Annotated in this window: 13 protein-coding genes; 8 read left to right on the top strand and 5 right to left on the bottom strand. The window is 48.5% G+C overall.

Annotation, left to right across the window (positions count from 1 at the left end; genetic code table 11):
* Positions 1-199 precede the first annotated feature (199 nt).
* From rpmH to PG728_RS04245, 8 genes are read left to right on the top strand one after another with little or no spacing between them, the layout of a single operon-like run.
* A complete protein-coding gene (rpmH, locus tag PG728_RS04280; protein WP_072510464.1) occupies positions 200-337 on the top strand; it encodes a 50S ribosomal protein L34 in 138 nt (45 codons plus the stop codon).
* Between the two features lie 3 nt (positions 338-340).
* Positions 341-694, top strand: a complete 354-nt coding sequence (gene rnpA, locus PG728_RS04275; RefSeq protein ID WP_270626022.1) for a ribonuclease P protein component — start codon at positions 341-343, stop codon at positions 692-694.
* Positions 691-1,020: a membrane protein insertion efficiency factor YidD gene (gene yidD / locus PG728_RS04270; RefSeq protein WP_072510462.1), complete on the top strand. Its 330-nt coding sequence runs from the start codon at positions 691-693 to the stop codon at positions 1,018-1,020. Before rnpA ends, yidD begins: the two co-directional genes overlap by 4 nt.
* Before the next feature lie 15 nt (positions 1,021-1,035).
* Positions 1,036-2,406: a membrane protein insertase YidC gene (gene yidC, locus PG728_RS04265; protein WP_270626021.1), complete on the top strand. Its 1,371-nt coding sequence runs from the start codon at positions 1,036-1,038 to the stop codon at positions 2,404-2,406.
* A 33-nt stretch (positions 2,407-2,439) separates the two neighbouring features.
* Positions 2,440-2,961 carry a Jag family protein gene (locus tag PG728_RS04260; RefSeq protein WP_270626020.1) on the top strand — a complete coding sequence of 174 codons (522 nt, stop codon included), beginning with the start codon at positions 2,440-2,442 and terminating at the stop codon, positions 2,959-2,961.
* A gap of 54 nt (positions 2,962-3,015) precedes the next feature.
* Positions 3,016-3,669, top strand: coding sequence for a 16S rRNA (guanine(527)-N(7))-methyltransferase RsmG (rsmG, locus tag PG728_RS04255; protein ID WP_270626019.1), 654 nt, complete (start codon positions 3,016-3,018; stop codon positions 3,667-3,669).
* A 42-nt stretch (positions 3,670-3,711) separates the two neighbouring features.
* Positions 3,712-4,632 carry a ParA family protein gene (locus PG728_RS04250; RefSeq protein ID WP_270626018.1) on the top strand — a complete coding sequence of 307 codons (921 nt, stop codon included), beginning with the start codon at positions 3,712-3,714 and terminating at the stop codon, positions 4,630-4,632.
* Positions 4,632-5,795: a ParB/RepB/Spo0J family partition protein gene (locus PG728_RS04245; RefSeq protein WP_270626017.1), complete on the top strand. Its 1,164-nt coding sequence runs from the start codon at positions 4,632-4,634 to the stop codon at positions 5,793-5,795. The genes PG728_RS04250 and PG728_RS04245 overlap by 1 nt, the downstream gene beginning before the upstream one ends.
* Positions 5,796-5,887: 92 nt before the next feature.
* On the opposite strand, the gene PG728_RS04240 is transcribed toward PG728_RS04245, so the two are convergent.
* From PG728_RS04240 to PG728_RS04220, 5 genes are all read right to left on the bottom strand, one after another.
* Positions 5,888-6,850, bottom strand: a complete 963-nt coding sequence (locus PG728_RS04240; RefSeq protein ID WP_270626016.1) for a D-alanine--D-alanine ligase family protein — start codon at positions 6,848-6,850, stop codon at positions 5,888-5,890.
* Between the two features lies 1 nt (position 6,851).
* Positions 6,852-8,111, bottom strand: a complete 1,260-nt coding sequence (locus tag PG728_RS04235; RefSeq protein ID WP_270626015.1) for an aminotransferase-like domain-containing protein — start codon at positions 8,109-8,111, stop codon at positions 6,852-6,854.
* Positions 8,112-8,206: 95 nt separating this feature from the next.
* Positions 8,207-9,067, bottom strand: coding sequence for a cytochrome c biogenesis CcdA family protein (locus tag PG728_RS04230; RefSeq protein ID WP_270626014.1), 861 nt, complete (start codon positions 9,065-9,067; stop codon positions 8,207-8,209).
* Positions 9,067-9,882, bottom strand: coding sequence for a DsbA family protein (locus PG728_RS04225; RefSeq protein ID WP_270626013.1), 816 nt, complete (start codon positions 9,880-9,882; stop codon positions 9,067-9,069). Before PG728_RS04225 ends, PG728_RS04230 begins: the two co-directional genes overlap by 1 nt.
* 57 nt (positions 9,883-9,939) lie before the next feature.
* Complete coding sequence (locus tag PG728_RS04220) at positions 9,940-12,507, bottom strand: lysylphosphatidylglycerol synthase transmembrane domain-containing protein (RefSeq protein WP_270626012.1); 2,568 nt, start codon at positions 12,505-12,507, stop codon at positions 9,940-9,942.
* Between the last annotated feature and the right edge of the window lie 52 nt (positions 12,508-12,559).

Below are 12,559 nucleotides of genomic sequence, written 5' to 3'. Positions count from 1 at the left end.
ATCTTTGTAGTTTTTTCAAGTTCCACAGCTTTGCAAACCTGTGATTAGAAATTAGTGGTTATAACCACTGAATAACTATTTGACCTGGCAAAGCGCTATGCGTAGGCTTGCATATGTTGTCTAATCCAGGTGAAATGAAACTGGAAAATAAAATATCGGAATCATTTTCGGTAAATAAATAACACTCAGGAGAACTACAGTGACAAAGCGGACTTTTCAGCCGAATAACCGTCGCCGAGCCAAAAAACATGGTTTTCGGGCGCGTATGAGTACCCGTGCAGGGCGCGCTATTATCGCTAGTCGTCGTCGCAAAGGGCGCAAGGAACTTACGGCTTAGGGCATGTTGCCGCGGGCAAATCGCCTGAAAAAGTCAGCCGATTTCTCTAAAGTCTTTCGACGCGGATACAGCGCGGGTAACAAGACTGTGGTGGTACATCATTTACCTGCACCATCAGGTGAAGGTAATCCCCTAGTCGGTTTTGTGGTATCGAAAAAGTCTTTACCTCGAGCAGTTGATCGTAACCTGGTTAAAAGGCGACTTCGGGCGGTTTGCGCTATGCGTCTGCAAAATTTTGGGGAAGGTACTGTCACGGTGATTCGCGCCCGGGAAAAAGCTAAGACCGCCTCTTTTCGTCAGCTCACTAGCGCGGTAGAGCAGGCATTGGCTAGGGCGCAGGCGAAAGGTAAGCAGTGAGTGGAAAACTTGCGAAAAGGGCAATCATTGCGGCGATAAACCTTTATCGACGCCGCCTTTCGCCCCTTTTCCCTCCTCGCTGCAAGTACTATCCCACTTGCAGTACCTATGCGCTTTCCGCAATTAACATTCACGGCGCTTTCAAAGGAAGTCTGCTGTCAGCGTGGAGACTTATTCGGTGTAATCCGCTATCTAACGGAGGGGTGGATTATCCTCCCCAAAAGGGAGAATGGAAGAGCGCTCCCTATCATCAAATGTCTTTAAGCGAACTTCAAGCTCATTGGGCAAAAATCGATAGTGGACTCCAAATAAGCAGGGGAAAATAGTAAAGGAGCAAATCCATGATGCTAAGTGCACAGCTGCTAGCGGCATCTACCGAACCCACCTCGGGCGGGTGGTATGACACAGTTTTATTTCCATTTAAATGGGTTACCGCCTGGGTATTAGTTGGTATCCACCGAGGACTAACTACGCTAGGTCTGCCGGAAGGACCGGGAATTACCTGGGTTTTGTCAATTGTGGTGCTCACTATTTTTGTAAGACTTTTGATTATCCCGCTGTTTATTAAACAGATTAAGTCCACGCGGGGCATGAGTGCTATCCAACCGGAAATAAAGAAGATTCAAGGAAAATACAAAGGTCGTAACGACCAGGTTTCTAAGCAGCAGATGAGCCAGGAAACCATGAATCTTTACAAGCAATACGGCGTTAATCCGATGGCATCTTGTTTCCCTCTGCTTATTCAGTTGCCGATTTTGGCCGCCCTGTATCGGGTCCTTTGGCAAATGCCCCTAATTGCATCCAAACCAGGGGCGCATATTGGGGGTTTTGATTCTACTCTTGCTGCCGAGATGGATAAATCTACCGTTTTTGGGGTCTATTTATCAGATACATTTTCTAATAGTGCTTCTAACCCAACGACTACCAAAATCCTGATTATTGTATCCGTTTTGCTTTACGCAGGATTAATGTTCTTCCAGCAGTTCATCAATATGAAGCACAATATGAACACCTCAAATGCGCAACAAATGCGGATGATGAAAATGATGGTGTATTTGATGCCCTTGATGACTGCTTGGTTCGGTTTTATCGTCCAGATTGGGGTGTTGGTCTACCTGGTAGTTACGATGGTGGTCAGCTTTATTCAGCAGATTTTTGTAATGTATTATCTGCCCACCCCCGGTTCAACGGCTCACGATGCGCAAATGCGCAGGCATCAGGCCAAATACGATAGCTTCAAAGAAGAGACTTTAGCGGAATACAACCAAAAGCTAATGGATTTGGGACTCAGTGGCGAGGACGTGGCTAAAGCTCTGCGTCTGGAGGTAAAAGCCACCCGCAAGGGTGAAGATGACCCCTTTAGCGGGATAGAAAACGGCGAGAAATTACGTGAAGGTCTCGCCCTCCATAAAGAAACCCAAGACCATTTACACAAGAAGGCTCAAGATCTTGAGCTAGAAGAAAAGCCAAAGAAACCAGTTAAACAATCAAAGATGATGGCGGCTTTGCAAAAGCAGGCTCGCCAACAAGCTGGGATGCAACCAGGGGTTAGGAATGCGCAAGCACAACCCAAGAGGCTAACGAGGGCGCAGCGTGATGCGCAGGCTAAACGGCGGCGGGCTGCCGGTCAGCTTAGTGAGGAAGAAAAAGCGAAACGCCGACAGGCACGGCGAAATAATAACGCAGGTAAAAAAGGTAACCAGAACCGATAGTATCGATGCTAATAGGCATGGAGGATTTGTGACATGAGCGAAGAACAGTCATCAGAACGGGTAGCAGCTCTAGAAGAAGAGGGCGATATTGCGGCCGACTATTTAGAAGAGCTGCTAGATATCGCTGATTTGGGCGGCGATTTAGAAATTGATGTTGAGCATGACCGCGCCAGCGTAGATATTGTGGCTGATGCCCAGGATTTGGGAGATTTACAGCGACTAGTGGGAAATGAGGGCGAAGTTTTGGAGGCTCTCCAGGATTTAACCCGATTGGCGGTTTCTCAAAAGACTGGGGAACATTCACGTTTGATGCTAGATATTGCCGGCTTTCGCCAGACACGTAAACAAGAGTTGCGGGCGATTGCAGAAGAGGCAATCACGAAAGCAAAGACCAGTGGGGAGCCGGTTCGCCTGGAGCCGATGAATCCGTTCGAACGTAAAGTTTGTCATGATGTTGCTGCTGAAGAGGGCGTGTATTCAGGCTCGCAAGGGCAGGCTCCCAACCGGGCAGTAGTAATCTATCCTGATGCTTCCGGTCCGCAGGAAGCTGAATAGCGCCCTGCTGCACCAGATTGATGTGGTGAGTTCCTGATTTAACAGATTTAAGTCATGGCATTAGAAACGCTTCCCCTGGTTGAGCAACCGGGACAAGCTGTTGCCGATTTTTTCGGTACTTCTTTTCCCTTAATGCTTAGCTATTCGCAGATGCTCATCGAGCAGGGTCAGTTACGCGGTCTACTAGGTCCGCGCGAACTTCCTCGGCTTTGGTCACGACATCTTTTAAACTGCGGTGCAGCTGAGAAGTTTTTGCCGATTGGGAAAAATGCCACGATTGCCGATGTAGGTTCGGGTGCAGGCTTACCGGGAATAGTTTTGGCAATTATGCGTCCTGACTTGCAGTTTTATCTTATTGAACCCCTTGGTAGACGCGCAGAGTGGTTAGAAGAGGTAAAAGAGGAACTGGATTTGCAAAACGTGGAAGTTTTGCGTTCTCGTAGTCAAGACCTACCAGCTGATCAGCAGTTTTCCGCAGTTACTTCCCGCGCGGTTGCCAACTTAAATAAACTGGTACGGATTTCGGGTAAATTGGTTGCTCCGGGTGGGATAATGCTTGCCATTAAAGGTGAACGCGCTCCTGAAGAGCTAGCTAATGCGCGCGAGGCACTGGTTCAAGCTAAACTAGAGGCTGCTCATATTGAACAGGTATCGTCTTTAATGGATGATTCCGTTACGCGAATCATTATGGCAACTAAACGCGCCTAGACTCCGCAATTTTTAAAATACCGCTTTTATATTGGAGGCATAATGAGTAAACATCGTTTGGCTGATGCCGAGATGGTTGAGCAAGCTATAAGCGGTCAAGAGAGTTTTTCATCGGGCGTTGTTACGGGACAGCGGGAAGCAAATAGGCAAGCTGTGGAAAAGCTACCTGCCCCACAAGCTACTCGAGTAATTGCGGTGGCTAATCAAAAAGGTGGGGTTGGCAAAACTACAACGGTTGTTAATCTAGCGGCAGCTATCGCCTTGGGCGGACTAAGGGTTTTGGTTATCGATGCCGATCAACAAGGTAATGCCTCTTCTACGCTGGGTTTTAGAAATCTTTCATATGATCAGGCTTCACTGTATGAGGTTATGACCGAGGGCGTACCCTTACGGGAAGTAATGGTAGAGAATCAGAGAATCCCCGGTCTGTGGGTTGTTCCCGCATCAATGGATATGGCTGGTATTGAACTCGAGCTAAATGCGAGAACTAATTTTCAACAAATTCTCTCAGAGGCAGTAAATGCTTTGCTCAGCAGCGGAGAGTATTTTGATTACATCTTTATTGATTCTCCTCCTTCCCTGGGGATTATGACGGTTAATTCTCTTGTGGCCGCTCATGAGGTTTTGGTTCCCCTCCAAGCTGAGTATTTGGCATTAGAAGGTCTTACGCAACTTACCAAAACCATTGATATGCTGGTTATTCGGCTAAATCCAAAGCTGCGCTTTACTGCAATTTTACCTACGATGGTAACCACTAATACGTTGTTGGGGAAAGGTGTGCTAGAAGAAGTTCGAGCCTATTACGGAGATATTGTAATGAAAACGATAATCCCTCGTAATGTAGCTTTAGCAGAGGCTCCTTCCCATGAGGAATCGATTTTGACCTATCAACCAGGTTCCAAGGGTGCAAAATGTTACTTAGATGCCGCGTATGAATTAATTAGTCGTGAGGTGAAATCATAATGGCACGAAAAAAACATTTAGGGCGTGGTTTATCTGCGTTAATCCCAACCGACCCTGTTGTTAATCAGGCTGAACAGCATAATTTAGACACTGCCTCTAGGCCGGCTGATATTTTTTTCGGGGGGCACGCTAGTTCTCCTAAAGGTGGTTCCGCACGAGAACTTCTTGAACCTCGTAAAAATGTTTCACGTGAAACATCGCGAGCTTCTAGCTCCAAGGGCACTGCACAAAAGGGTAAGTCTAGCGCAGCGCGGGTCACTTCTGACAACGCTAAAAAACAGAATGATGGCGACCGCTTAAATTCTACTAATGATGTTTCACGTGAAACATCATTAGTTCCGGTACCCGGAGCAAGGTTAGAAATGCTGGCAGTCGAAGCCATTAATCCCAATCGTGCGCAACCGAGGCAAACTTTTGACGATGACGAAATCGCAGAATTATCGGCTTCTATTAAAGAAGTCGGATTGTTGCAGCCGATAGTTGTTAGAAAAGACCCGGTAAATAAAGATGCCTATGAATTAATTATGGGTGAGCGGCGTTTAAGAGCCTCTAAGCTTGCAAAAATAAAAGAAGTTCCGGCTATAGTTCGGGAAACTTCCGACAACAAGATGCTCCTGGATGCCCTGATTGAGAACCTGCATCGCGTGCAGCTAAACCCACTAGAAGAAGCGGCTGCTTACCAGCAGTTGATGGAAGACTTCGGATGTACTCAGCAGGAACTGTCTCAGCGCGTATCAAAGTCGCGTCCAGCAATTACTAATGCGCTGCGATTACTGCGACTACCTGCTAGCGTACAACCCAAGGTGGCGGCAGGAGTAATTTCCGCTGGTCACGCCAGGGCATTATTAGCGATAAGTGACCCTGCCGAACAAGAGTATCTTGCTGAAAGGATTATCGCGGAAGGTTTATCGGTGCGGTCCACAGAAGAAATCGTAGCGCTCGGAAATGTGCGTGCTGGTGCGAAACGCACTAGCACGGGTGCTAGACGCACTCAAGTGGAGCTTTCTGAGAGACAGGAAAACGTCCAACGTCTTTGGAGAGATATCTTCGATACCCGGGTACTTATTAAGCCGGGTAAAAAAACCAGCAAGTTGGTAATTGAATATGCAGATGAAGACGATTTAGAACGGATTACCCAATTGCTAAAACATCTCCGTAAGTAATAGTCCTATCGTCTAAGAGAAAACTCCTCAGGGAGGGGTAAACTATTGCGAAAATCAGCGATTGTAGAACCTGTTAGCGGTAGTGATGGCTCTTAGCAACGTATGCCCCTGGCTGCACCGTCCCGAGTTACGGCATCAATTAGTTTGCCAAATCCAAGATCTGCTTCCGCTGCCAGTGGCCAAAGCGAGGTATCAGTCATACCCGGCACTGCGTTCGCATCAATAAACCAGGGGTTATTGTCATTATCGACAATCAGGTCAATCCGCGAAAAACCTTCTAATTCAAGGACTCGGTGGCACTGTAAAGCCAGCGCACGCACCCGCTCATCAAGCTCTTCTTCAAGCGGAGCGGGAGCAAAAAACTCGGTACGTCCGGTTAAATAGCGAGCGTCAAAATCATAACGACCAGCGTCAGTGCGAATCTCTACCGAGGGTAGGGCGCGGGATTTACCCGATTCTTCAACGATAGAAACTGAGACTTCTCGCCCGGAAACGAACTGTTCAATCAGAACTTCATCATCGTAAGCAAAAGCATTAACCATGGCGGTTCTAAGCCCATCTTCGTCCTCGACATAGGTTATCCCCATAGCGGAACCGCCTCGAGAAGGCTTAACCATTAAAGGAAAACCTAGCCTAGTCGAAACTTCTGCAAGTAGCGTAGTTGCTCCCACCTGCCGAAATAGTATTTGGGGGAGGGCGACCGAGCGGGGCGTAGGTAGCCCATTCTTTTCTACGACCGACTTAGCAACCGGTTTTGATAAAGAAATTCTGCATCCCTTCGGACCGGAACCAACATAAGGAATGCCCCCTAGCTCCAGGAGGTCTTGCAAGGAGCCATCCTCGCCCTCACGTCCGTGAATAACTGGCCATGCCACATCGGGATGGAACTCACGCAAGTAATCTAAAAGATTATGGTCTAATTCTAAGGTCTTAACCGTATGGGCATATTGGCGAAGCTCAGTTGCAACTCTGTTTGCCGAGCGTAAGGACACTTCTCGCTCTTGCAGCTGACCACCGGTAATAATCGCAACCTTTAAGCCATTAACCTCAGTCATATTAGTGCCTTTCTTGCGAACCAAATAACTTTAGAAGCTCAATTTCACGTTCCACTACTTTGGCAAGGCGACGTACGCCCTCACGAATCTCATCAGCAGGCGGATAACAAAACGAAAGTCTTAAGTTTTCGTGCCCTTGATTATCGGCATAAAATGCAGTTCCCGGAGTGTAGGCAACTAACTCGGCAACCGCCCGGCTGAGCATAGCTTTTGAATCCATTCCTGAAGGTAAAGTCAGCCAAGTGTAGAAACCTCCCTCAGGTACCGTCCAGGTGCATTCTGGTAGATAGGTAGCCAGGGCATCTAACATGGCGTCCCGGCGTCCCCGATACATTTGTCGGTAAGAGTCAATTTGTCCACGCCAATCATAATCACGCAGATAGGCATGAATAGACATTTGCCCAACCATTGAGGGAGAAAGAATTGCTGACTCGGAAGCTACTATCAGCTTGTCACGGACCGCTGGCGGAGCATATGCCCAACCGATTCTGAAACCAGGAGCAAATATCTTAGAAAACGAACCAAGATAAACTACGAGGTCAGGTGCCAGTTCTACCAGGGGAATCATAGTTTGCCCTTCAAAACCTAGCAAACCGTAGGGATTATCCTCCAGGATTAAGACCCCGTATTTTCGACACAGCTCTACTAGTTCTTTTCGCCTTGGAATGGACATTGACACTCCGGCGGGGTTGTGAAAATTCGGGATAGTGTAAAGATACTTAATTCGCTTTCCCTCACCGCGTGCCTGCTCAACGGCTGAAGCAAACTCTTCCGGTATTAAACCCTGGTCATCGAGCCCAACATGACGCACGTCGGCTTGGTAGGCGTTGAACACGCCTAAAGCGCCCACATATGAGGGCGACTCGGCAAGAATAACGTCGCCAGGCTCGATAAAAAGCTGTGTGACCAGGTCTAATGCTTGTTGAGAGCCAGTGGTGATTACTACATTGTCAGGATTGGCGTTAATGCCCTCGGCGGACATCACCTCGGTGATAGATTCTTGCAGCGGAGCCCAACCCTGCCCACTGCCATATTGCATTGCCTGTTCACCATGATTTAACACCAGTTGCTTAGCGCCTTCGGCCAGTTCCGCGAGTGGCAAATCGTGGATATTAGGCATCCCACCCGCTAAGGAGACAACTTCGGGGCGTGAAACCACCGAGAAAAGGGCACGAATTTCAGATTCACGCAGATTGTGAGCCCGCGCAGCGTAGGAATCCTGCCAAAGATCTAGATGCGTTCCTTTCTTTTGCGTACCCATGCGCGTCTCCTTTTTACTAGGTTAATTGCCATTTTTGCACGAAGCAGCGTTGCCGCCAAAACCAAAGTTAAAAAGGCATAAATGTAAGGTAAAAACTATTTATCTGATGTCGCCTCAGTAGCATTTTGGCTGTCATTTGAGCGCTGACTGCGTAAATACCAAATTAAAACCCCAATAAAGGCAACCGTTACTACCAGCAGTAGTGGCAGGAGAAAATCGGGAAGCGAGCTGACCGCCTGACTAATACGGGTCTCTAAGGAGATTTGCTGACCGGCGTCCAGTAAAGAATGGTTATTGGTACCCCCAGTAACCAGTAGTAATACCCCTACCAGTATGAATACTGCACCTGAGATAACGGAACCCCAGGTAGTTTCCCGTCCAAATAACCTCAAAGGACGCGGATGGAAGAAACGGCGTTGGCTAGCTGTTAGCGATCCCCAAATAAGAGATAACAGCGCCACTGGCGTTAGCATTCCTGCCGCATAGCAAAACATCAATGCTCCCCCTCGGAAACTAGAACCAGTTAGGGTTGCACTAGAAAGTACCGCCCCTAGGATTGGACCGGTACAACCAGAACCAGCCAACCCGTAGGAAATGCCGAATAAGAAAACCCCGGCCACACTAGCTTTGGTAGTTCCCCCTAAAGCCTTAGGTAGAGGGAGTTTTGGTAGGGGAAGGGCTAAAACCTGGGTAATACCTAAAGCTAGGATAACTACCCCGACTATTAAAGTTACCAGGTGAGAATGGGCTAGTAGCCAGCCCCCCAATCCCCCGGCTGCAAAGCCCAAAGGTACCAAAGCAACTATTAACCCCAAGAAAAAGACCGAGATTCTTTGCAATAGCCGAGAGCGGTCTTCAAAGGCACACGCAAAAAAAGCCGGTAATAAAAACGCCCCACAGGGAGCCAAAAAAGTGACTAAACCTCCAAGATAGGCAATAGTGAAGTTAATAGACATTACTTGTTGTTTCCTTGTTTAGCTGCGATTTCAATAGTTTTAATGAAAGTATCTGCCGGTAGGGAGCCACTAATAAAATAGTCGTTGATGAAAAATGCCGGCGTACCGTTGATACCGACCGAGCGGGCGTGCGTACTTTCGTCCTCCACTATTTTTCGAGTATCCGCAGACTTTAAATCCTTGTTAAATTGCGTAAGGTCGCTAACCCCACTGGATTTGGCAAGTTGGGTTACCAGCTGGTCGTCCCAGCTGATATGTCCCCCGCCCTGCTTGGTCGCCAGCTGGGTTGCCTGTTCTAGGAACTGCCAAAATTTCCCTTGCTTGGAGGCAGCGATAGCTCCGGTTGCTGCCAGATCGGAATGGTATTGGGCAGCGAAAATCGAGAGGTTATTAAACTCAATCCGCAAAGTACCGTTATCAATATAAGGTTTTAACTGCTTAAATACTGTAGATTCGTATTGATAGCACAAGGGGCAGGAAAAGTCCGAAAACTGAACCATAGTTACCGGAGCTTTAGGGTTACCAATTGCCCGGGGATCCTTTGGATTCGAGCGGTAAAAGGACTTAATGAGTTTTTTACCCTGTTCGTCAGTGATTTGATTGACTCCTTGCGGAAGTTCGCTGGCATCTTGGGAAGTCGAGGCACTTGTTTTAGGGGCTGATGAGGACTCTTGCGCGGTCGTATTGTTCTTGGCGGAACCCATATAGTAGGCGATAGAAAACACCAGCACTAAGAATGCCAATGCTAATAACACTAGGAGGGCGATTAACGCTGGTTTTTTCTTTTCGCGCCCTAACTTGGGGTGTTCACTCATTTACCTGTTTCCTCTCTTCATATTTAGCCTCAAGAATACCTAGCTTAAGCTATTTTCTTATATAACGTCACGCCGTTGCAGGTAGCGGGTGGCAATCCAACCTAGGGGGGCGCGAAGCCAAAAAGTGAGGAGGCGATAAAGTAGTGCACCCGAGAGCGCAGTCGCGCCAGGAACTCCTGCCACCTGCAAACCGGCGGTTAATGCGGCTTCAACCGGCCCTAAACCACCGGGAGTGGGAATCAGTGAACCTAAAGTATTGGATACCAGGAAAGTCACGGTGATAGTCGAGATGGGAAGATGATAGCCGAAAGCAGCAACCGCGCAGTAAAAGGCACTAACTTGCAAACCGGTTTGCAGCAAAGCCCCGATCGTGGTTAGCAACATTCTCTTTGGGCTGGAAGTAATCCAGATTATGCGCGGCCACACCTGGTGAAAAGTGGGTTTAACTTTTGTCCAAATACACCCGCGAACTTTGGGAATAGCTAACCCACCCACCAATACCGCCACAATCACTACCACAGTGACCACCATCGTTGAAGAAGGCAGATTAACATTCATGGAAGTGCCGGTAAACATGACCATTATCACCAGCAGCACTACGGTACATACAAACTGGAACAGTTGCATCAAGGAAACGGTCGCTAAGGCGAGAGCATTGCTCATATTCTTCTTAGTTAAATAGCGCAGGTTCAACGCGCCAACTCCGACTCCGGCGGGTACTACTAAAGAGGTGAAGGAGCCGGCAATTTGCAGTAAAAATAGTTCGCCGTAACCGAGACGACTGGGAGTTACTGCCTGTAAAGAAAGAGTTTGTCCGCTGCTCATCGCAATAGAGAAAAATGCCCCGGCTATAATCCACCAAGTATTGGCGGCAGCGATGGTGGTATAGATTTCCTTAAAGTTCAAAGAACCTAGCACCACCAGCACCGCAACCACGCCAAGGGAGGCAAATATTAGCGAGGAATAAGAGAATCGGCGCAGTTGGGCAGGCTGAATCTCGCTGGGATTAGTCCGGGTGCTGCTCAATAGTTCTTGGCGGAGGGTAGCGAGCAGCGCAGTTTTACGTAGTTTAGCTCTAGTTGATTGCGGTAGCGCCAAGGTTTGCAAAACCGGGACCATTGCTTGAATCTGGGAAGTAGGAAGGACTGCTTTCATGGCACTAACTGCCCGATCCTTTCCCAGCCCGAGGCTGGTTATAACTAGCAGCTGTACCTGGTCAATCAGGATTGACATCCTGGAAGCCGCAACTTCTCCCTGTGACCAGTTAAGGAAATATATAGCTCCATCGGCTCCTAAACACAGATTAGAAGAATTGATATTGCGGTGGGCTAACCCACCTTGATGGGCAGATACTAGCTGTTGCCAGGCTGCTCGCAGTTGAGAATCTGAAATATCTGACTCGGTGAGGACGCTAAAAGGGGTGAGCGCAATATCGTCCTCGAAAATGTTCAGCATGGTGCTACCGCAGTGCGCCAGGCCGTGGTAAGGGCGGGTTTTGATTTGAGCGCGAGTGGTCATTGCCCCCATTAGGGCCGTGTATTCCCCGTTTTGCCGCACGGTGGCAGCTGTAGATTTGGAGAAAGAACGCAAACGTAGATTATTCCAGATTCCGGTAATCCAGGTTATAAGCCGAGAGTCTCCGTCGGTAGCAATCATGCGGTAGCGGTGAGAGGTATCAGAGATTACGCAGTAAACTCTTTCTCCAGATTCGCTAGCCTCCCCATGAGTTTTCAAATCACCGCCAGCAAAGGTGCTCAGTTCTAAAACCGGATCAAGGCAAAGCTGCTCCCTTTGCATAATGCCTGTAGGAGTTAAGAACCCTGGTTCGGTGGAGAAAGCTATATCCTCTACCTGTAATAAATCCCCCTCGGTGGGGGTGTCTAGGCGAAGAATACGGCGCGGAGTTATCCCAACTTCGGTTAATGCCCGAATCAAAGAAGGTCCAGTAGGGCGGTGATTACTAACTCCCCAGAGGTAGCGTCCTAGGCAACCGGTGAAGGTGCCCAGCAGCACCGTGATTAGTGCCGAGGGCAGAGTCATTCGTCCTTGCAGCACTGCCAAAACCAGGATTGACCAGGTTATTATCCATAAGATACGCACCAGTTGGTCGCGGCGACGTTCCCCCGCCATGCTCATCATTGCGACCACAGCGGTAGAGGGGATAGAAATCGCGACGATTGAGCCACCTACCACCCACACTTTTAAGGCGTTAGAAAACACGTAGGGGAGGGCGGAGATAAGGGCGGTGAAAGCGCTGGCTACTACCGCTCCGATAATACCGGTAAAAGCGGCCTGGAAAGTACGTAACCACTGGGCTTTAAAAGCCAGCATAATCAACAGTGCTACCGGCGTTGCCAGGATAAATAGGTTCTGCAGCATCGATAAAGGCAACAGTAAAACCTGCGCTAAGGTGGTGTTCACGAATACTTTGGTCAGGTCTTGGGCAACGGCTTGGGTGGTGGCATGGGCATAGATTGCCAGCAATACCACCATGATAATTGCTGTTAGGTACAGCCCGGCACGGGCTAGGTCGTCTACTCGTCGCAAGCGTGAGTTTTTTGTATCAACTACTCGGGTGATGTGGTGGGTCAGCGAGGCCTTGACGATCTCTCCCGAAGTGCTCATGACTTGATTGTATGCAATGAACCGGTGCATACCTAGATGTGAGCTTACCCCT

This window comes from Varibaculum timonense (assembly GCF_027694345.1).
Classification (GTDB): domain Bacteria; phylum Actinomycetota; class Actinomycetes; order Actinomycetales; family Actinomycetaceae; genus Varibaculum; species Varibaculum timonense_A.
Note: the sequence above shows the minus strand (reverse complement) of the source record. Positions and strands in the feature narration are given on the sequence as shown.